The organism is Candidatus Poriferisodalis sp. (assembly GCF_965208485.1).
GTDB lineage: Bacteria > Actinomycetota > Acidimicrobiia > Acidimicrobiales > Poriferisodalaceae > Poriferisodalis.
This window is the reverse complement of sequence record NZ_OZ242344.1, coordinates 3087125-3107496: the sequence shown is the minus strand read 5'-3', so window position 1 is coordinate 3107496 and position 20372 is coordinate 3087125. Positions and strand designations below refer to the sequence as shown.

15 protein-coding genes are annotated in these 20372 nt (G+C 67.1%); 2 read left to right on the top strand and 13 right to left on the bottom strand.

The window, feature by feature from the left end:
• Window positions 1–58: 58 nt before the first annotated feature.
• The 3 genes from ACOGXQ_RS14560 to ACOGXQ_RS14550 form a co-directional block, all read right to left on the bottom strand.
• Window positions 59–1291: a cadherin-like beta sandwich domain-containing protein gene (locus ACOGXQ_RS14560; RefSeq protein WP_419944340.1), complete on the bottom strand. Its 1233-nt coding sequence runs from the start codon at window positions 1289–1291 to the stop codon at window positions 59–61.
• 151 nt (window positions 1292–1442) lie between these two features.
• Entirely contained in the window at window positions 1443–6455 is a 5013-nt protein-coding gene (locus tag ACOGXQ_RS14555) for a cadherin-like beta sandwich domain-containing protein (protein WP_419944339.1), read from the bottom strand.
• A gap of 285 nt (window positions 6456–6740) precedes the next feature.
• Window positions 6741–7091 carry a choice-of-anchor R domain-containing protein gene (locus tag ACOGXQ_RS14550; protein WP_419944338.1) on the bottom strand — a complete coding sequence of 117 codons (351 nt, stop codon included), beginning with the start codon at window positions 7089–7091 and terminating at the stop codon, window positions 6741–6743.
• 56 nt (window positions 7092–7147) lie between these two features.
• Between ACOGXQ_RS14550 and ACOGXQ_RS14545 the strand changes: the two genes are divergently transcribed.
• The gene (locus ACOGXQ_RS14545; protein ID WP_419944337.1) at window positions 7148–7375 is read left to right on the top strand and encodes a hypothetical protein; all 228 of its coding nucleotides are present in this window, start codon (window positions 7148–7150) and stop codon (window positions 7373–7375) included.
• Here ACOGXQ_RS14545 and ACOGXQ_RS14540 read toward each other — a convergent pair.
• The 5 genes from ACOGXQ_RS14540 to groES all read right to left on the bottom strand — a co-directional run bounded on the left by ACOGXQ_RS14540 (window position 7272) and on the right by groES (window position 13923).
• Complete coding sequence (locus ACOGXQ_RS14540; RefSeq protein WP_419947408.1) at window positions 7272–10634, bottom strand: cell wall-binding repeat-containing protein; 3363 nt, start codon at window positions 10632–10634, stop codon at window positions 7272–7274. The two genes, ACOGXQ_RS14545 and ACOGXQ_RS14540, sit on opposite strands and share 104 nt — an antisense overlap.
• A gap of 23 nt (window positions 10635–10657) precedes the next feature.
• Window positions 10658–11341, bottom strand: a complete 684-nt coding sequence (locus ACOGXQ_RS14535) for a hypothetical protein (RefSeq protein ID WP_419944336.1) — start codon at window positions 11339–11341, stop codon at window positions 10658–10660.
• 98 nt (window positions 11342–11439) lie between these two features.
• Window positions 11440–11799 (bottom strand): cell wall-binding repeat-containing protein, encoded by a 360-nt coding sequence (locus ACOGXQ_RS14530; protein ID WP_419944335.1) that lies wholly within the window; start codon window positions 11797–11799, stop codon window positions 11440–11442.
• A gap of 147 nt (window positions 11800–11946) precedes the next feature.
• Window positions 11947–13590: a chaperonin GroEL gene (groL, locus tag ACOGXQ_RS14525; protein WP_419944334.1), complete on the bottom strand. Its 1644-nt coding sequence runs from the start codon at window positions 13588–13590 to the stop codon at window positions 11947–11949.
• A 42-nt stretch (window positions 13591–13632) separates the two neighbouring features.
• Complete coding sequence (groES, locus tag ACOGXQ_RS14520; protein WP_419944333.1) at window positions 13633–13923, bottom strand: co-chaperone GroES; 291 nt, start codon at window positions 13921–13923, stop codon at window positions 13633–13635.
• A gap of 369 nt (window positions 13924–14292) precedes the next feature.
• On the opposite strand from groES, the gene ACOGXQ_RS14515 reads away from it, so the two are divergent.
• Window positions 14293–16137, top strand: coding sequence for an N-6 DNA methylase (locus ACOGXQ_RS14515; RefSeq protein ID WP_419944332.1), 1845 nt, complete (start codon window positions 14293–14295; stop codon window positions 16135–16137).
• A gap of 16 nt (window positions 16138–16153) precedes the next feature.
• Here the strand turns inward: ACOGXQ_RS14515 and tsaD are convergent, their stop codons facing one another.
• Genes tsaD through alr form a run of 5 tightly spaced genes read right to left on the bottom strand, consistent with a single transcriptional unit; the run spans window position 16154 to window position 20315 of the window.
• On the bottom strand, window positions 16154–17161 hold the full coding sequence (gene tsaD / locus ACOGXQ_RS14510; RefSeq protein WP_419944331.1) for a tRNA (adenosine(37)-N6)-threonylcarbamoyltransferase complex transferase subunit TsaD: 1008 nt from the start codon (window positions 17159–17161) through the stop codon (window positions 16154–16156).
• Complete coding sequence (gene rimI / locus ACOGXQ_RS14505) at window positions 17158–17862, bottom strand: ribosomal protein S18-alanine N-acetyltransferase (RefSeq protein WP_419944330.1); 705 nt, start codon at window positions 17860–17862, stop codon at window positions 17158–17160. The genes tsaD and rimI overlap by 4 nt, the downstream gene beginning before the upstream one ends.
• Window positions 17859–18557, bottom strand: a complete 699-nt coding sequence (gene tsaB, locus ACOGXQ_RS14500; protein ID WP_419944329.1) for a tRNA (adenosine(37)-N6)-threonylcarbamoyltransferase complex dimerization subunit type 1 TsaB — start codon at window positions 18555–18557, stop codon at window positions 17859–17861. The genes rimI and tsaB overlap by 4 nt, the downstream gene beginning before the upstream one ends.
• 57 nt (window positions 18558–18614) lie before the next feature.
• Entirely contained in the window at window positions 18615–19112 is a 498-nt protein-coding gene (tsaE, locus tag ACOGXQ_RS14495; RefSeq protein ID WP_419944328.1) for a tRNA (adenosine(37)-N6)-threonylcarbamoyltransferase complex ATPase subunit type 1 TsaE, read from the bottom strand.
• Window positions 19113–19124: 12 nt separating this feature from the next.
• Window positions 19125–20315 (bottom strand): alanine racemase, encoded by a 1191-nt coding sequence (alr, locus tag ACOGXQ_RS14490; RefSeq protein WP_419944327.1) that lies wholly within the window; start codon window positions 20313–20315, stop codon window positions 19125–19127.
• Between the last annotated feature and the right edge of the window lie 57 nt (window positions 20316–20372).

Below are 20372 nucleotides of genomic sequence, written 5' to 3'. Positions count from 1 at the left end.
CCCCGCACAACCTCAACGCACCCGCGGCGGAGCCGCTGCGGGTGCCCGGTGCCGCCCGTCAGCTGTTGTCAGCTGCCGGCGGAACGGTGACGGTCACCGTGTAGGTGCGGACATCGGCGTTGTCGGTGTCGGCGTCGCCGTCGGCGTCATAGGACGAGGTGACCGTGATCGTGTTGTCGCCCGCGCTGAGCGTCACCGAGTTCCCCGTGCCCGTTGTGCCGTCGGCTGCCTCCCACGCGACCGTCACCGCCGCGTCGTCCGCGAACGCCGCCGCCGCGGTCACCGTCGCCGACGTCGCGCCCGCCGCTGCGGTGCCCGCATAGGCGAACGTGCCGGTCTGGAACACCCCGAGCTCCGCACCGGAAACCGACAGCGATTTCAGCGCCGCCGAGACCGGCATGTTGTAGGCGAACACCTTGCCGTCGGAGCTGTTCGCGACCCACATGGTGACGCCGTCGGACCAGATGCCCTGAGCCACCCGCTTCTGCGCGATCTGCGGGGCGAGAGTGATGGTGCGGGAACTCACCCGTTCGCCGCTGTCGACTTCGTAGGCATGTATGCGCATCGTCAATTGGTCGAGCACCCACATGAGGACTCCGTCAGACCACAGCGCCTCGGGATCGGGCGGATAAGCCCACGGGTCAATAGGGAGCGCAAAGTCCTCGTCGGGCAGCAAGCTGCCAGTGTCGATGTCCATGGCGACGACTTTCGACCTGAGGCCGTAGTCGTCGGCCAGCCACAGGGTCTCACCGTCAGACCAGATCCCCTTGACGTTCGAGTTTCCCAGCAGTTGCTGGAGATTGAGTGTGCTGAGGAGCGTGCCGGTGTCCCAATCGAACGCATGGACCCTGCGCCCCCCACTGAGCACCCAGACCGTCGTCCCGTCAGACCACAGGTCGGTCGGGACGTCCGCCCACTGGCCGGCCGAACCGAGCCGCGGAAGCGCCGGAACGAAGTTCTTGTCGCGGTCAGAGGCGAATGGGACGTACTCCTCGGCATCGTCGGCGGTGTTCTGCTGGGCGGCGACGGGCTCTTCCTCGTCGTCCTCTGGTTCGACGAACTCAACCTGCGGCGGCGGCAGCTCGATCTGGGGCGCCTCGGCGTCCTGATCGTCCTGGGTGCCCTGCCCTTCCTGCTGGGAAGACTCGCCGTCGTCCTGTTCGTCGCGCTGTTCGGCCTGCTGCTGGGCGAGCAGTGTCGTCGCTGAGTGCACGGTCGCTGTGGTCTCGTTGGTCCACGGCGACGCTGACACCCTGCCTCGGGCGTCGCGGAACCGCGCCCGCAGCTGCACCTTGTAGGCGGTGCCCTCCTCGAGACCGGTGACGGTCTGCGCCTACCCACACACATGACAAGGGAGCCTCTGACAGGCTCCGCCAAGACTATGAAGAAGCCGTCACCGTTGCGGTGTGCTCGGCGGTCCACGGCGAGACTGCGCAGCCTGGCTAGCTGCTGGGGCCTTCGATGAAGACCTGGGCCGCCTGCGACACCGGCCGCCCATCCGCAGTGCACACCGCATGCTCGCCGTCACAGCCAGAACCCTTGAACACCGTCACCGACAGCCTGCGATCGTCGCCGACCCTGATGGTGATGTCCCACAGATCGCTGCGACCCTCCACCCGCTTGGCCCTGACCACACGATGCGGGGACTGCACGAACACCCCACCGCCGTCGCGCATCGTCACATAGCTCACCGCCAACGGCTCACTGAAACGCACCCGCACCACCAGATCAGTGCCCGCACCCGAATGCGCATCGGGCAACTCCTCAAAACTCGCCGTCAACGCCGGCAACCCCGACCCGGACTCGTCCGTTTCGGTCTCGGGCTCGTCGGCCTGCTGCTCATCGGAGCCCAGCTCGCCGGCCTGCTGGCGGGCGACCGGCGACGACGACACCACCGCCGTGACCTCACCGGTCCACGGCGACGCCGACACCTTGCCCCCCAGACTGCGGAACCGTGCGCGGATCTGCACCTTGTAGACAGCGCCCTCCTCAAGGCCGGTGAGCGTGACCGAGGTGGCGTCGCCCTCAGGCCACACATTGCCCCGATGGGTCTCATCGGCCTGCCAATACGACAGATACCCCAGATCCTCCCGAGCCCACATCACCCGATACCCGAACGGCGCCAAACCCGGCGCCCCCCACGACACCGACAACTCCCCCGGCGCACCGCTCGACACCACCACCGAACCGACCTCATCAGGCGCCAACACCCGCTGCTCCAACACCCCCAACGGCTCCTCACCAGACTCCGACTCCCCCTGCCCCTCCACCTCGGACTGCTCCACCTCGGACTGCTCCGCCTCGGACTGCTCCACCTCGGACTGCTGTTGAGCCTGCTCCTCGGACTGCTCCACCTCGGACTGCTTCTGCACAGCGAGGTCTTCACCGGGCACGAATCGCGCATCCGGAGGCGGCGACGCCGCGGCCCGCTCGACGGTGACGGTGTACACCGTGGCTGTGCCGTCGGGCGCCGTCACCGTCACCGTGACGGTGTTGGCGCCCTCCGCAAGACCGACCTGGTGACCGTCGGTGACGGTGTCGGCGTCGGCGGGCGAGACGACGACCTCGGCCTCGGGGTCGAACGCCTCATAGGTGAGCGTCGCCGAACTCACCGTGGCGGCCACCGTCGCCGAGTAGTCCCTCGTCCCCTGGTCGAACATCCCGAAATCGACACCGCTCAGCGCCAACGACGTCAACAACGTGCTCACCGGCGCATCCACGGTCACGATGCTGTCGCTGAGATGGTCGGTCACCCACATGGTGTGACCGTCAGACCACACTCCCTGCGGGCGGACCACGGCGCCGTTCGGCCCCCGCACCTCCACATCGCGCTGCGGCTGGCGATCGCCGGTGGCTAGCTCATAGGCATACAGCTTCGAATCCCAGTAGTCGGGCACCCACATCGTGACCGTGTCGGACCACGGATCGCCGGGAGTGTCGTTGCCGTGTCTTCCCAGACCGAGGATGTCCTTGGCCCCAACTCGCTGATTGGTGGCCGGATCGACGGCGAAGATCCGCTGGTGCTTCCGGTCGGTGTACCACATGGTCGTTCCGTCCGACCACAGGCCTGCCGGGCGCGCAGGGGTGAACCACGAGATAGTGACGTCGCGATTTGACGTGTACTCCCAGGTGGACAACTCGTAGGCGCGGGCCATTCCGTAGCGAGTGACGGCGACCCACATGATGTCGCCCTCGGACCACAACCCGACCACCGTGTCGTGGCCGCTCTCCAATCCGCCGAAGTCGCGGTCAGGCAGGCGCGCGAGGGTCTCCAAGTCGTAGGCGAACAGCGTGTTCGACTCCTGCTCGGCCGCCCATATGACCTCGCCGTCGGACCACAAGCCGCGCAGGCTCGGGCCAGTGCTTTTCTTCGGCAACCTGTCTGCAGGAGGGCGATGTATGTTCACGGTGTACAGCCGTGTCGTCGACAGGTCCGAGGACACCACGGTGATCGTGAAGCGGCGGTTACCGCCCTCTGCGAGGCCCATCTGGTAGCCGGCATCGCTCTTGGTGTGATAGGGCCAAACGGTCACTGTCGCGTTGGGGTCCGTCGCAGCAGCGGTAATGGTGGTCTGAGTGACGTCGTTGTCGACTTGAGCGTTGCAGGGACACTCATCGGGGTTGAACGTGGAGGCGTCGCTGAAGCTGAGCGTGCTGAGCGATGCGTCCGAGGAAAGAGTCGCGACGTCGTGCTTGACCACGTTCACGGTGTAGGTCCTGACCTGGGTGCCGAGCGTGACGGTGACGGTGACGGTGTTGGAGCCCAGCGACAGGTCGACCTGGTGGCCGTCGGTGTTGCTGTCGGCGTCGGCGGGGCTGACGGTCACCGTCGCGTCGGATTCCGTGGCGGCTGCGGCGACGGTGGTGGCGCTCACGGTGTTGTCGGCCGCGGCCTTGTAGGTGTCGACCCTCGGGCGCAGTCCGCGGAAGCTGACGTCGGTGAACGAGAGGCTCGCCAGCCGCGCACGCGGTGCCATCGGGTAGGGGTAGACGATGAGGTCCTCGCTGTCGAGCACCCACATGGTGTCGCCGTCGGACCAGATGGCAGCGGGATCGTCGTTGCCGACTCTGCCCAGCGTGCCTATCTCGAAGCTGGTCCGGCGGTCGACGTAGTCCCAGTCGTAGGCGTAGGCGTAGATCCTGTCGTCGTCGTCGTCGAGCACCCACATGATCTCGCCGTCTGACCACACATCGCGTGGGGAACGGTTGCCGAAGCGCCCGCCGATGCTGCCGATAGTGCTGAAGGGCCGCCCGCCGTGACGGTAGTTGCCGGTGGTGAGGTCGACGACCAAGATCTGCGAAAACTCGCTGTCGGCGATCCACATGTTGGTCCCGTCGGACCAGATGCCCTCAGGCGCATAATCGGCGATCGGGAACACCACCGGCGACGGCCGGTTTGGTCTGGTTCCGTTGCGGTCGTAGGCGGGTCGGCGTGCGCCGGTGGCGGGGTCGTAGGCGTAGAGCCCGCCGTAGAGGCCTTCGAGGGCGTAGAGGTTCTCGCCGTCGCCCCACAGGCCTCCTCCTTCGAATCTGCCGGCGTTGAGGTCGTCGCCGTGGATGTCGTGCACGTGGGTGAGCCGGAAGTCGCGGTCGGTCTGGCGTGCGCCGGTGTCGAGGTCGTAGGCGTGGACCCAGTCGGGGCCGGTGACCCACAAGACGTCGCCGTCGGACCACATCGACGCGACGGGCGTGGTGTCGGGGTCGAGGCGGATGACGCCGTCGGTGTAGGCGCGTCCCACGCTGATCGTGTACTGCGCGGTGGCGGACAGGTCAGAGGAGACCACCGTGACGGTGACGGCGGTGCTGGCGCCCGCGGCGAGGCTGACCTGGTGGCCGTCAGTTGCGGTGTCGGCGTCGCCGGGTGTGACGGTGACCGACGCGTGCGGGTCAGCAGGCGTCGCCGCGAGGGTGACCGAGCCGACCGAGCTGTCCACCGCAGCGGCATAGGAGTAGGCGTCGGCGCTGAAGGTGCCGATCCCGACTGCGGTGTCGGTGTCGGTCTCGGCCACGGTGAGCGCGCTCAGCGAAGCGTCGTCGGTGACGGCGGGAGCGTCGACCTGGGTGACGCGCACCGTGTAGACCGCCGACACGGTCAGATCCGACGAGGTGACGGTGACGGCGACGTTGTTGGCGCCCGCCCCGAGCGCTACCTGATGGCCGTCGTCGGGATCCGAGTTCGCGTCCGCGGGCGTGATGTTGACCGACGCGTCCGCGTCGGTGGGGGTGGCAGTCACCGTGGCAGAAGCGACCGTGGACGGCACGACTGCCTCGTAGCGGCGATCGGCAGCGTCGAACGTGCCGATGTCCACACCGCTCAGGCTCAAGGCGCTCAGCGACGCGTCGTCGTCGACCGCGCCGAGCGAGGAGCGCTCCACGGCCACGTTGTAGGTCTCGGTCAGCGTCCCGTTGGTGACCGTCACCGTGATGGCATTCGCGCCCGGCGACAAGTCGACCTGGTGGCCGTCGGTGCTGCTGTCGGCGTCCGCGGGCGCGATGACAACCGACGCTCCCGAGCCCGCAGCGGCCGCAGCGGCGACCGTCGTCTGCGTCGTCGCTGACGGCACCCGCACCGAATAAGAGAACCGGCCCGCAGAGAACACCCCGAAGTCCACGCCGCTCAGCGACAGCGACCGCAGCAGCGCGCTGTCGGGCATCCGGTACGCGAACAGCCTCGACTCGCCGTCGTCGCTCGACTTGCCGCTGTCGGCCACCCACAGCGTCGACCCGTCCGACCACAACGCCGCCGGACGGCCGTTGCCCGCAACGGCCAACGTGTCGAAATCCCCACCAGGACGCCGCGCGCCCGTCGAGAAGTCGTACGCGTACACCTTGTCGTCGGCCATGTCGGCCACCCACAGCGTCGACCCGTCCGACCACAACCCCGTAGGACGGTCATTGCCCGCCGCATCAGGCGAATCGACATCATCATCAGGCCGACGCTCACCGGTGGCGAGATCGTACGCGTACACCCTGCCGTCCCAGTAATCGGCCACCCACAGCGTCGAGCCGTCCGACCACAGCCCCCGCGGCCAATTGTTGCCGGCCTCATCCAGCGTCTCGATGCCCAAGAACGGCAGATGAGCACCGGTCGCCAGATCGTACGCGTACACCTTGGCATCAGCGCCGTCGGACACCCACAGCACCGACCCGTCCGACCACATTCCCATCGGATACGTGTTGCCCGCCCCACGCAGCGAATCCACATCATCGCCAGGCCGACGCACGCCAGTCGCGAGATCGTACGCAAACACCTTGTCCTCGACCAGATCAGCCACCCACAGCGTCGCCCCGTCCGACCACAACGCGCTCGGATACTCATTGCCCGCCGCAGCCAGCGTGTCAAGCTCCGCATCCGGCAACCGGGAGAACGCCGCAGGCTCCTGCGCGCCAGCGCCACCAGACCCAACCGGCACCAGCACCCCAGCCGCGACCGCAACCGCAACCAGCCAAACCACCCGACGAAACCACCACCCCCACAACACACCCAACCCCAACATCACCAACCTCCCCGGCCGTGACACAACAACCCGAGTCTCTACAAAACACGGGGTGACTCACCCACACACTAACCCACCCCACCCCACCCCGCCACCGGGTCGGGGACCGCCTCTGGCTCACCCCCATCAACACCCTCTGGGACTCCCCGCCCGGGCACCGATGAAACTCAGCAACCCCCATGCCAGCCCACGGCAACCCGACAAGATGCGAAGCCGCTCTCAGCACCGCTGTCTCCAGTGGGGCTACAGACCGCCGACCGGCGTGCCGCGAATCTGGAGCATCATGGAACAGCCTGGTAGGGCCGTGCAGGAACCGACGGCGGATGCGCTGCGGCGCCACACTTGGCGCTCGATGCCCCAGCCGGGATAGAAGCGGTCCTCTCCGTCGGACCAGGTGAGCGTCCAATGGACGTGCTCGCCGCCGGTCGCGGCGGATTCGACAACGATCCAATAGCTGGTGGAAGCGTCAAGCCTGGTGCCCGACGGCGCGGTGTAGGAGTACTTCTTGGGACCCGAGCCCGCATCGAGCGAGGCGGGCGCAGTGAGCGCGGTCGCGGTGCCGGTGCTGGGTGATGTGCCGCTGACGAGGCTCACCGCCGGGGCGGCGACATCGCTGCCGAGCTCGGTTTCGAGGCGGACGTCCGGTCGCTGTGGTAGCGGCTGAGCTGGGGATCAGCGACCAGCCGATCTATGCGTGGCGCCGCCAGGCGCGCCGTGCCACGCGACTTGATCCGCAGCAGGCCCCAAGAAAACCGCATCAATACTCATCGGCTGCTATTGGTAGACGGGGTCCATGTGGGTGTAGCCGTCTTGGGGCTGGAAGACCCGGATGTAGTCGATGCGGAGCTTGGTTGCGATGGTGCGCAGGCGCGGGCTGATGTTCCGCCACGCGCCGAAGGTGATGTCCATCGGCCGGTGGGATATGCCGAGCTGGGTGAGGACGCTGTCGGGGTCGCCGTCGATGAGGTGCTCGAAGTACCTGTTGCGGGCGTCTGCTTCGAGCGTCTGCCAGTCGTCGGAGAACTTGAACGTGCCGTCGGCGGCGAAGATCGTCGGCTTCCAGCGGAACCAGACGTTCTCGGGCCGCAGCACGACGAAGTCGTCGTGGTAGCCGTCGAGCTTGAAGAAGCTGCGGTACCCGCGCGGCGTCCATTCGAGTCCTTGGGTCATGGTGTGCTCAGCGTCGCCGTTGCAGAAGTCCTCGGTGAGCAGCACCAGCCTCACGGGGTCGTTGTCTGGGTCGCGGCAGTAGTGGACGCGCACCATGGTGCGCAGCGGCGGCGTGTCGGGATGCCTGCTCCACCCATAGGGATTGGTCCAGGTGGCGCTCACCGCCCGGCGGCCTTTGGGGATGTACTCGAACAGGTTCACCACCCCGCCGATCGCGCGCAGGACGGTCTCGTAGTCCTGCGCGTGAGCCCCGTAGTAGTCCAGGAACGTGCCCCGCGTCGTCTGCGCGGGCAGCCCGAGCGAGAAAGACAGGTTGACGTCCTCGTCAAGCGCCTCGTAGTTGAAGCTGTACTTGACCTCCATGTAGCCGTACTTGAAGTTCATCCTGCCCGCAGTGGTCATCCGGGCGTCGCACAGATAGCTGCGGGCCATGTAGAAGCTGCCGTCGGCGATGTCGAAGCACGGCACCCCCTCAGCGTCGACATCGTCACACGGATCGGTGTCGAAGTTCCACGCGGCGAAGCCCCGGTTCAGGTTGTTCATCCGGTTGCGGCACGCACCGTCGGCGTTCGCAGCCGCCGTGTAGTCGAACTCCTCAGCGAACACCAGCGAGTAGTTCTCCCTGGGCTGCACCAGCGTGCCCGGCAGCGCCGCCCGCATCCCCGCAGTAGCAGCAGGAGGCGTCGGCGGCAGGTGCTCCCTGCCGAACAGGCACTGATGGGAGACCGGATTGCGCCCTGGGTAGTCGCCGCAGTCCGGCGCCCGCTGCGAGGGCCGCACCATCACGTCGCGGTACACCTTCAGCGGCGTGCGGAGATCGGTCACCGACAGCCCCACCCGCTGCGGCGGGAAGTCGATCACGTACACATCATCCGCCCAGTGAGTGCTCGAGCTGAGATCGAACGCCTCGGAATGCAGGAACAACTCCCCAGTACCGGCAGAGACCCCGACTGCTGTGTCGGTGCAGTTGCCGTGATGAGCACAACGCGGGTTCGCCGCCTGATAGGACCCCACATCAGGCAGTTCCTCCACCGCGAACCGAAGCGCATGCCTGCTTCCCGAGCGCCGAGCCGCCTCCACCCTGCCGAAGACGCGGTTGCCCTCGATCTGGTTCTGATCGCCGATCCCCCTGACAGCCTTGGACACAGAAGGCCAGACCCTGATCCGAGTGGACATGAAATACTCGTCGTCCACAAACGCCAACTCCGGCACAAACTCGGACGCATCCACGTTGCTCAGGATTCTTCTGGCGGCGGCTGCTGCGGTGTGGACTCGGGTCGCGCCGGTGACTCGGCGTACTTGTGCGTCCGGCGCGGCGGCAACGACGGCGGCGCGGACGCTGTCGGAGACCGCCGCACGGCCGCCGACGATGACCACAGAAGCCGGCCGGTAGCTCGCGATCAGCGCCGGGACCGACCCGGCCAGCACGTCCGCCTCGGTGTACAGAACAGCCGACCGCTGCGTCCGAGCCGCAGTGGCAGCCGCTGTGCCGATGTCAGGCGGCGACCAGCCGTTCGCCAGCACCAGCACCGCCGAGCCCGCCGAGCCCGCCGGATCGCCCAGGATGCTCCGCGCCGTCTGCGCCGCTGTCTCGATGCGGTCCGCCCCCGTCACCCGCGAAACCCCGGCCCCGGGCACAACAGCGGCAATGCCGGCCTCCACCACACCCGACACAGCAGCCGATCCGCCCACGATGACCACACGCGCAGGCAGATACTCGCGCAGCAGCACCCTCACCGCCTCAGGCAGCGCCCCGGGCTGCGTGTACACCACCGCAGAACGCGGCGTACGAGCAGCAAGCGCAGCCGCCGCGCCGATATCAGGCGGCGACCAGCCGCTCGCGACGATCAGCGTGGCCGCCGAAGCGCCGCCCGAGGGGGCGCCCAGAATGCGCCGCGCCGCCTGAACCGACGTGTCGACACGGTCCGCGCCCTCCACCCGGCCCGTCTCAGTCTCCGGCGTCGCAGCACGAATCCGGCTGCGAGTCTCGCGTGACACCGCGGCAATGCCGCCCACAATGACCACCTCCGCCGGCAAAACCTCCCTCAACAGCTCGCGAGTGGGCTCAGACAACGCATCACGCTCGGTGTAGACCACCACCGCATTCCGCAACCGCGCCGCCAGCACCGACGCAACACCCACATCAGGCGGACTCCACCCATTAGCCACCACCAACACCGCCGTACCCACATCGAACTCAGCAGAACCACCGCCCACGTCCGCGCTGGTGCCGGTTTCGGAGTGGAGCAGGATCGGTGCTGTGTTGTCGGCGAGCTCTGAGAGTCCGCTGTAGTCGCTGGGGGCCAGTGCGACGTAGAAGTGCTCTGTCGCGCCGGGGTCGTCTGCTGAGGCAAGATCGTCGTGGAGCTCGACGCGCACGATCCGGTGAGCGCCGGCGGCTGCTGTGCCGCTCCAGTCGAACTTCTCGTAGCCCCACGTGCGGTACAGGCTGCTCGACCCGCCCGAGAACAGCTCCCCGTAGCCGAAGTTGAAGCCCTCCCTCATCGGGTCCTGCTCGCCGAAAGACAGGTCCTTGCTGAACGCAGCATCGCTGCTGGTGACCACCGGGTCGCCGGCCACGAACGCACGCGAGTCGTCCAGCGCGCTGTGCAGCACCCCCACCACCGGCCACGGCTGACCCTCCGATGAGACATTGGACAGCGTGCACTCCATCACCGTGCCCTCATCGGCCTCAGCCGGGCACGACAAGGTGAACTCATCAGTGGACACCGTCACCGTGGAGGCATCCCCCAGCGCCGCCCGCACGAAGTCCACCCGATGCGTGCCCGTCGTGCCGTCCTCCGCGGTGACGGTGAGCGTCACCGCAGTCGTGCCGACGCTCAACGGCACAGACGGACTCTCCTCGCCGCTGGACAGCACGGCGCTGAACACACCCCCGCGGGCCAGCGCCACGCCGGCGCCGTCGTGGGCCGCGGCCATGCTCACCGTCGCACGCTGATGGGACACCTCCGCAGTCAAAGTCGCCTCGGTCACCTCATAGGCCACATTGACCGACTGGGCGGCGTCGCTCGCCGACAGCGCCCGACCCCCCCCCCCGCAGACGCCGACAGGCTCGACAACGCCACATCCGAGCTCTTGGCGTCGTCCTCGGTGACAGTCACGCTCTGCTTGTTGTTGTACAAAAACCCGACACCGTCGCTGCCGTCAGGCCCCAACGCCACATAGAACTGCTCACTGCCCTCAGCAGCCGCGTCGTCGACGACCGCGATACTCACCGTCCGCGAAGTCTCAGGAGGAACCAGCGTGGTCACAGTCGGGGGAGGATCCGCCGGGACGCCGTCCGCGTCGCCATCCCAGTCAAAACGCGAATAGCCCACCAACGTCTCACCGATCCACCAGACACTGCTGTCCAGCTCCACAACCGGACTCAACGACCCAAACCCCACATCCACCGGACTGCCCACCACCAACGCCCTGTCCTCGTCAGCCGACAAATGCAACAACGCCACCACCGGCCACGGCTGAGCCTCCGACGACGAGTTCGCAAGAGTGCACGCCAGCGTCTCACCCTCAGCCACCTCCGCATCACACGTCAACGAAAAACCGTCCTGCGTGACCGTGACCGTGACAGGGACAGTGTCCTCGGCGCCGGCCACAGGGGACAGGACCGCCAACACCAGCCCCGCAACACATGCCAGCGCCAAGACCCCCACGAGCCGGGTCCCAGCACGCCGCCCAGACGGCCCGGAGCGACCTCGCGCTGCATCCAAGTGGAAAGTCACAGGTGTGATCCGGTTGAGAGGTGGTGGTGTCAGTTCTGTTGGCGGAGGATGCTGCGGGCGGCTTGGGCGGCGGTGTGGGTGCGGGTGGCGCCGGTGATGCGGCGGATCTCGGTGTCGGCGGGTGCGGTGTCGTCGATGGCGGTGCGCACATCGTCGGCGACGGCTGCTCTGCCGCCGATGATGATCACGCGGTCGGGCCGGTAGTCGCGTATGAACTCGGCGGTGGCGTCGGGCAGCGAGCCTAGGGCAGTGTACGCGACCGCGGCGTTGTCGGTGGCTGCTGCGTACGCCGCGGCGACGCCGACGTCGGGCGGGGACCAGCCGTTGGCGATCACCAAGGTGACGCCTCCGGGGGTTTCCGCCGCCGCCTCCAGCGTCACGATTCCCACCGAGCCCAGTTGCAAATCCGCAGGTCAGGGGCTTGCGCTTCCAGCCAGACCTGCATATTTCAGCAGCCTGCTAGTGCCGATCCGTGCAGCTCGGCCCGGCACTCGTGAGTCGTCGGGGCAGGGCAGGATTCCCCGCCCCGGACGGATCTACATCATCCCGCCCATGCCGCCGCCCATGGCGGCGGCGGCCGCCGCGGCCGCCGCGGGATCCGGCTCCTCGGGCTTGTCGGTGACCAAGGTCTCGGTGGTGAGCAGCAGCGCCGCTATGGAGGCCGCATTCTGCAACGCCGCACGAGTCACCTTCGCCGGATCGATCACGCCCGCGGCCACCAAGTCCTCGAACTTTCCGGTCTCGGTGTTGAAACCGGCGGCACCGTCGCCCGCCTCGATCTGCTGCACGATCACAGCACCCTCGAAGCCCGCGTTCTGCGCGATCTGGCGACTGGGCGCCTCCAAGGCCCGGAACACCATATTGGCACCGGTGGCCTCGTCGTCGCCCGGCAGTTCCAGCGCGGCGACCGCCGCACGGGCTCGCAGCAGCGCGGTGCCGCCGCCGGGCACGATGCCCTCTTCGATCGCTGCACGGGTCGCCGACACGGCGTCCTCGATGCGGTGCTTCTTCTCCTTGAGCTCGACCTCAGTGGCCGCGCCGACCTGGATCACCGCGACGCCGCCAGCCAGCTTTGCCAGCCGCTCCTGCAGCTTCTCGCGGTCCCAGTCGGAGTCGGTGTCGGTGATCTCGCGCTTGATCTGCGCCACACGGCCCTCGACATCGGCGCTGTCGCCGCCGCCTTCCACGATGGTCGTGTCGTCCTTGGTGATGATCACCTTGCGGGCAGTGCCCAGCAAGTCGAGCGTGGTGTTGTCCAGCTTCAGGCCGACCTCCTCGGAGATGACCTGGCCGCCGGTGAGGATGGCCATGTCGGCCAGCATCGCCTTGCGGCGCTCGCCGAACCCAGGGGCCTTCACCGCAGCCGAGGAGAACGTGCCGCGGATCTTGTTGACCACCAAGGTGGCCAGCGCCTCGCCCTCGACGTCCTCGGCGACAATCACCAAGCTCTTGCCGGTCTGCATGACCTTCTCGAGCACCGGGACCAACTCGGCCACCGAACCGATCTTGCCGTTCACGAACAGCAGATACGGACTGTCGAAGACAGCCTCCTGACGGTCGGGGTCGGTCACGAAGTACGGCGACAGGAAGCCCTTGTCGAACTGCATGCCCTCGGTGAACTCGAGATCGACGCCGAACGTGTTGGACTCCTCCACGGAGATCACGCCGTCCTTGCCGACCTTGTCGAACGCCTCGGCCAAGGTCTCGCCGATAGCGATGTCCGCCGAGGAGATGCCGGCGACGCTGGCGATCTTGCCCTTGTCGGCGGACACGTCAGTGGACATGTCGCCAATGGAGTCGACGGCGGCGGCCACGGCGGCCTCGATGCCCCGCTTGAGCTCCATCGGGTTGGCGCCCGCGGCCACATTGCGCAAGCCCTCGCGCACCATGGCCTGGGCCAGCACCGTTGCCGTGGTGGTGCCGTCGCCGGCGACGTCGTTGGTCTTGGTGGCGACTTCCTTCACGAGCTGGGCGCCCATGTTCTCGAACGGGTCGTCGAGCTCGATCTCGCGGGCGATGCTCACGCCGTCGTTGGTGATCGTCGGCGCTCCGAATGACTTCTCGAGCACGACATTGCGGCCTCTGGGACCCAAGGTCACCTTGACAGCATCGGCCAGCTTGTTGACGCCGGCCTCGAGGCCGCGGCGGGCCTCTTCGCTGAATTTCAGGATCTTCGGCATGTGTTGGTTCTCTTTCTCGTCTTCTCGTCGTGACAGCCGGCGTCAGGCGACAACGGCCAAGACGTCGCGAGCGCTCAGGATGAGCAGGTCCTCGCCGGCCACGGTGATCTCGGTGCCGCCGTACTTGCTGTAGACGACGGTGTCGCCGACGCCGACATCCATCGGGATGATCTCGCCCGACTGATCAGAGCGCTTGCCGGGGCCTACCGCAAGCACCTCGCCCTGCTGGGGCTTTTCCTTGGCGGTGTCGGGGATGACCAAACCGCTGGCGGTGGTCTCCTCCGCATCGCTCGGGCGCACGACGATGCGGTCCTCAAGTGGCTTCAGATTCATGGTCGGATGTGCCTCCTGTGGCTCATTGGGAACACCCGGCGACACTTAGCACTCTCACCGGGCGAGTGCTAACGATACGAGTCCCACTAACCAGCCACAACCTCGCAGCCGCCCGACTTGGGCCCGCTGGAACACTTGGAGCCAGGGCACCGCGTCTTCGCCCATGTGGCGCGCCGCGGCGGCGACGCGGCAATCTGCGCGGCATGGTCAGCACACACGCCGTCGCCACGCGTGCCCGCACCCAGGCGGGTCCCTATGTCACAGGACCTCCGTAGAGTCCGCATGCATGGGACGACGCATGTGTAATCTGGGCCGCAGTCAGGATGCGGGTCCGCGCGCGAAGGGGCTACGCATGAGGGGTCGGTCGCTGTGAGCGTCAGCGGGACCGATACCACTGATGTCCTGTTCGACTACATCACAGGCGAAGAAGTACCGGCCACTGCGGAAGAGCGGGAGGCCGTGCAGGTAATGCGGCGGCGCCTCGTGGAGGACTTCGGGTACCCCAAGGATCACATCAAGAGCCGCCCCCAGCATCGTGTGCGGAAATCGCCCTCGGATGCATCGGGCACCTATCCCGTCGACATAGCGGTCTTCGACTCGCCGTCCAAGCTGGAGGGCGAACTCCGCCTCGTCGTCGAGTGCAAGAGACCGAAACGAAAGGAGGGCCTCGAGCAGCCGAAGCTGTACATGGAGATGTCGGCGGCTTCCGTGGGCGTCTGGTTCAACGGCCAAGACCACCTCTACCTGCGCAAGATCGTGTCACCGGGAGGAGAGCGGTCGTTCGTCGAGATTCCAAGCATCCCCCGCTTCGGCCAGAGCATCGACGACATGGGCAAGCAGTTGCGCCGAGACTTGATGCCCGCGTCGAACCTCAAGGCGGTCTTTGACGACCTGCGCAACCACCTTGCCGGCAACGTCGTGGGCATCACGAGAGAAGTCGCACTCGCAGAGCAGATGCTCAACATCGTCTTCTGCAAGCTCTACGACGAGCGCTACACCGCCCGCGAAGACGTCGTCTCGTTCCGTGCAGGGGTGCAGGAAACCGCCGAGGAGATCGCTCAACGCGTGAATGGACTGTTCGACCGCGTCAAGGATCAGTACACAGATGTATTCGCCGAAGACCACCGTGTATTCGCCGAAGACCACCGCTTGGCCATCGACTCCACGAGCTTGGCCTACGTAGTAGGCGAGCTCCAGAACTACTCACTCATGGGTTCCAGCCGCGATGCTGTCGCCGACGCATTCGAGGTGTTCGTCGGCCCATCTCTGCGTGGTACCGAGGGCCAGTTCTTCACGCCACGAAATGTCGTTCAGATGGTGGTAGAGATGCTCGATCCCAAGCCGGAGGAATCAATCATCGACCCGGCTTGCGGCTCGGGCGGTTTTCTCATTCAAGCGCTCGATGCGGTCTGGGCGAGACTGTCCGAACGAGCGCCAGAACAAGTCTGGGACGACCAGACATTGCTGGAAGAGCGGAACAAGGTAGCGGGACGCCTGCGAGGAATCGACAAAGACACCTTCCTCACGAAAGTCACCAAGGCCTACATGGCGATCATGGGCGACGGCCGCAGCGGCATATTCTGCGAGAACTCGCTGGCAGCGGCTGACACGTGGAGTGACAAATCGCGCGAGCACGTCCGTCTTGGCACCTTCGACATCGTCGTGACGAATCCGCCCTTCGGCAGCAAGATCAAGATCAACGACGCGGACATCATCAGCCAAGAGGACGTGTACCGCGTTTTCAGGTCCAAGTGCGAAGTTGAAGTCGGGGACATCTTGCTGGTGCGAGATGGCACGTATCTGATCGGAACCTCCGCCATGATCACAGGCGCGGACAGCGAACGTCGACTGCTGTTCCAGAGCCATATTCTCAGGCTTCGGCTTCTCAAGCCGCTGGCAGTCACGGAATCGAACCACCCCGAGGACACAACAGCGCACGCGTACCTGCTCTTCGCGGCGCTGAACTCTGAGTTTGTGTCGCAGCAGGTTCGCGCTCTTCAGTTCACCCAAGACATCATCGACACGCTTGGCCAACGGGTCAAGGAACTGCAGTTGCCTGTCCCGCGAGACTCGAAGGAGCGGCAGCGAATCGCCAATGAGACGCAGAGAATCGTCGAGGGGCGTTCGCGACTGCGATCGGACGCGGCGAGCTTGGCACAGGCGATGGCTGCGGGATACGAAGACGAGGCAACGCACTCGTCTTCGATTCGCTGAGCCTGAAGGGCTGAACTCAATCCAAGAAGTTGATGCGGAGGTTGGGGTCGGCGCCGCTGTCTAGGTGGGAGGGGCCGTCGCTGGCCAGCCGGTACCAGGCGGTCGCGGCGATCATGGCGGCGTTGTCAGTGCACATGGCGCGGCTGGGCAGATAGGCGTTGAAACCGTCTTCGGTGCAGATGTCGAGCGTGCGCTCGCGCAGGGCGCTGTTGGCCGCCACGCCCCCCGCGAGACAGATGCCGGCGGCGCCCAGCTCGCGGGCGGCCTTGCGCGCCTTGTGGGTGAGCACATCGGTGACGCAGGCCTGGAACGAGGCCGCCACGTCCGCGGTCTTCACCTCGGGGTGGACTCGCACCCAGTTGATGACCGCTGTCTTGATGCCCGAGAACGAGAAGTCGTAGCCGTCGTCCAGCATCGCCCTCGTGAGCGGGACGGCGGTGGGATCGCCTTGGGTCGCGAGCCGATCGATGACCGGTCCGCCCGGGTAGCCCAGCCCCAAGTAGCGAGCCACCTTGTCGAACGCCTCGCCGGCGGCGTCGTCACGGGTTGCGCCGAGCAGGCGGTAGCGGCCATGGGCTTCGAACGAGATCAGCATCGTGTGCCCGCCCGACACCAGCAGGGTGACGAGCGGGAACTGCACTTCGGCGTCGTGCTCGTCCAGCAGCGCCGCGTACAGGTGGGCTTCGTGGTGGTTGATGCCGATGTAGGGGACATCCCACACGAGGGCCAGCGCCTTGGCGGCGGCCACGCCGACCAGCAGGCTGCCGATGAGGCCGGGGCCGCAGGTTGCCGCCACCGTGTCGACGTCACTGTCGGCGGCGCCGGCTTCCACCAGCGCCTCGGCCACGACCGGGGTGATCAGCGCCTCGTGGGCACGGCCGGCGATCTCGGGGACGACGCCGCCATAGCGGGCGTGCAGGTCGACTTGGCTGCTGACGATGCTGGAACGCACCTCGCGCCCGTTGTCCACCACCGCCGCGGCCGTCTCGTCGCAGGATGTCTCGATGCCCAGGATGGTGGTCATTGCACCCCGATGCCTGTGTTCGATGCGCCCTCGGCCAAGCCGAGAGCCGTGCTCGATGCGCCCTCGGCCAAGCCGAGAGCCGTGCTCGATGCGCCCTCGGCCAAGCCGAGAGCCGTGGCGATGCCGTCCAAGCGCTTGCCGTGCTCATCGCTGCCGATGTCGGCGCACCACATCACCAGTGCGTCCTCCCGCTTGCCGCCAGGGCCGCCGCGGTAGTAGTTCATGCGAATTCCGACCGGGACGTAGCCGAACCAGCGATAGAGCCTCTGCGCCGCAGTGTTCGAGACCCGCACCTCGAGGGACAGCGCGTCGAGGGGGTCGATGCGGCGTGCGGCGCGATGCAGCTCGAGCATCAGGCGCGCGCCGACGCCGCGGCCCTGACAGTCCGGATGCACCGCCACCGAGGTGATGTGGCCCTCATCGGCCACGATCATGAAGCCGCCGTAGCCGATGACCCCGCCGGGACGGCCGCCGGGGCCGGGTTGGCAGGCCACGCGGTACACCCGCTCGCCGCCTCGCTGCAGTTCGTCCAGGTAGAGCGCCATCGACCAGGGCCGCGGGTACACCAGCCGGTCGATGCGACGGATCTCGCGCAGGTGCTTGCGACGCATCTCGGTGATGATCGGCGCTGCGTCGGACGGAGCCCCGAGGCGCCGCCCCCCGGTCGAGGCTGCCGCCCCGGGCGCGGCCGACATGCTCATGATCGCTCCCGCGGCTGCCAGTTGATGCGAGCGTCGGGGGCGCGCAGGTACAGCGGCGAGATCTCCGACGGGCTGACGAACTCCTCGCGCAGCGCCTTGGCATGGGCCAACTCCACCAGCGCGCCCGCATTCGGATGCCGCAGCCCCTCGCGTCCGATCTCTGCTCCGCGCACGGAACCCAGCACATCGGCATAGCGCTGGGCGCCGTCGCCCACGATGAGCGTTTCCGAGCCCAAGGCCATGAGCTGATCCGCCACGTCGGCCGGCTGGTCGACGGCAGGTTCGCTCATGAGCTGGATCCCGCCGGGCGCACGACGGTAAGTGGCGTAGAAGATCTCTCCCCGCCGCGCGTCCACAGTGGAGACGATCAGCCGGTCGCTGAAACGAGCCGGGAACGCCGTCAGGTCGAGACTGGAGACGCCGATCATCGGAATCCGACGGGCATGCGCGATGGCCTTGGCGGTGGCGAGCCCCACTCGCAGCCCGGTGAACAGCCCCGGCCCGACATCCACGGCCACCAGACCGATCCGGGAGAGCTTCATCTGCGCTTGATCGCACAGGAACCGGATGGCGGGTGCGAGCGTCTCGGCGTGCCGACGGTCACGCGTCGTGTGGAACGAGGCGATGATGCCCTCGTGGCCGCCGATGGCCACCCCGACCTGCGGCGTCGCGGTCTCGATGCCGAGTACTAGCACGGCGCTGCCCCCACGCCGTCGAGTACTAGCACGGCGCTGCCCCCACGCCGTCGAGTACTAGCACGGCGCTGCCCCCACGCCGGCAATGCACGCAGTCTCGACGGCAAGCGCTCGACCCTGCCAGCTGCGTCCCACCAGCTCGATGTCGAAGACGCGCACATCGCCGTCCTCGTCGGGATCTGCGAGCCGGATCCGCAGGTGCAGGAAGTCCCGCGGCAGCTCGGGAATGACCACCTCGCCCCATTCGACACAGACCACGGCATCATCGTCGAGCAGCCCGGGCAGATCCAAATCGAGCACCTCGCCGAGGTGCTCCAGCCGATACACGTCGAGATGATGCAGCCGCAGCCGACCTTCGAAACTCTGCGCCAGCGTGAAGGTGGGACTCGTCACCCGCTCGGTGACCCCGAGCGCCGCCGCCAAGCCTTGCGTGAACACCGTTTTGCCCGCACCCAGGTCGCCCGACAGCAGCACCACATCACCGGGTTCGAGCAACGGCTCGAGCGCCGCTGCAACCGCACGCGTTCCGGCGGCGCTGGTCGTTCGAAACCGCATAACAGCGCCTGTTTAGTGGCCTGTGCCGGAATCGCCACCGCGGTCAGCGACGCCCGGCGAGCACTCACTGCCATAGCGGTGGACACGGGGAACACGCAGGGATATCCCAGTGAGCACTTCGTAGGGACTGCGGCCTGACCAATGGGCCAGATCGGTGACGGTGACGCGCTCGTCGCCTTGGCTGCCGATGAGCGTGACCCGGTCGCCGTTGTAGGCGCTGGCGTCTCCGATGTCGACCATTGTCTGGTCCATGCATACGTTGCCCACGATGTGGTGGCGGGTCCCGTCGATGAGCACATTGGCCGGCCCCTGCGCAGGATCGTGCGCCGGACCCGTGCCCAGTGAGCGTGCGTAGCCGTCGGCATATCCCACGGGCAGGGTGATGATGCGGGTTTGCCGCGGCGCGGTCCAGGTGCTGCCGTAGCCGACCGGCGTCCCGGGCGGCACCACTTTGAAGTACACGACCTCGCTGTGCCAGCTCAGCACCGGCTCGGTCGGCAGCGCAGCCGCGATCTCAGGCTTGGGAGCGACGCCGTACAGCAGGATTCCCGGGCGGACACGGTCGAGGTGGGCCTCCGGCAGGCGGGCGATGGCCGCGGACGCTGCCATGTGCCGGACCGGAGTGGGCAGCGAGTGGCGTTCGTAGAAGCCCACCGCCTCGTTGAAGCGGTCGAGCTGGATGCGGGCGTCCGACAGATCGGGTGCGTCGGCGTTTGCGAAGTGGCTGAACACGCCCTCGATGTGAACCGAACGGCAGCGGAGCGACTCAGCGAACAGCTTGTCGGCGTTGTAGTGGTGCACGCCGATGCGCTCCATGCCGGTGTCGATCTTGAGATGCGCCCGGGCGGTGGTGCCCGCGGCCTGCGCCGCCTCGTCGATCTGGCGCAGCTTGTCGATCGACGGCGCGGTGAGGATCAGGTTGTGGGCAAGGAACAGCGGGACCTGGCGTTCGACGGCGCCCCCGAGCACGTGGATGTCGATGGCCACCCCAGCGCTGCGCAATGCCAGTGCTTCCTCGACGTAGGCGACGGCCACGCACGACACTCCGGCCGCCGCCAGCGCCAGCCCAACGTGCGCGATGCCGTGTCCGTAGGCGTTGGCCTTGACCACGGGCACCACCTCGGCGCTGCCGACATGGCGGCGGATCGCCGCCAGATTGCGGTCGAGCGCGCCGAGGTCGATGTCGCACCAGGTAGGACGCATCTGTGATGCATCGGGTTGAAGCAGACGATTCTCTGACGGACCGAGTCGCGGCGACCG

What these genes read in the sequence shown, in the direction of transcription:
- groL (WP_419944334.1), bottom strand. Translation starts at nt 13,590, where the DNA reads ATGCCGAAGATCCTGAAATTCAGCGAAGAGGCCCGCCGCGGCCTCGAG.
- groES (WP_419944333.1), bottom strand. Translation starts at nt 13,923, where the DNA reads ATGAATCTGAAGCCACTTGAGGACCGCATCGTCGTGCGCCCGAGCGAT.
- tsaD (WP_419944331.1), bottom strand. Translation starts at nt 17,161, where the DNA reads ATGACCACCATCCTGGGCATCGAGACATCCTGCGACGAGACGGCCGCG.
- rimI (WP_419944330.1), bottom strand. Translation starts at nt 17,862, where the DNA reads ATGAGCATGTCGGCCGCGCCCGGGGCGGCAGCCTCGACCGGGGGGCGG.
- tsaE (WP_419944328.1), bottom strand. Translation starts at nt 19,112, where the DNA reads ATGCGGTTTCGAACGACCAGCGCCGCCGGAACGCGTGCGGTTGCAGCG.
- alr (WP_419944327.1), bottom strand. Translation starts at nt 20,315, where the DNA reads ATGCGTCCTACCTGGTGCGACATCGACCTCGGCGCGCTCGACCGCAAT.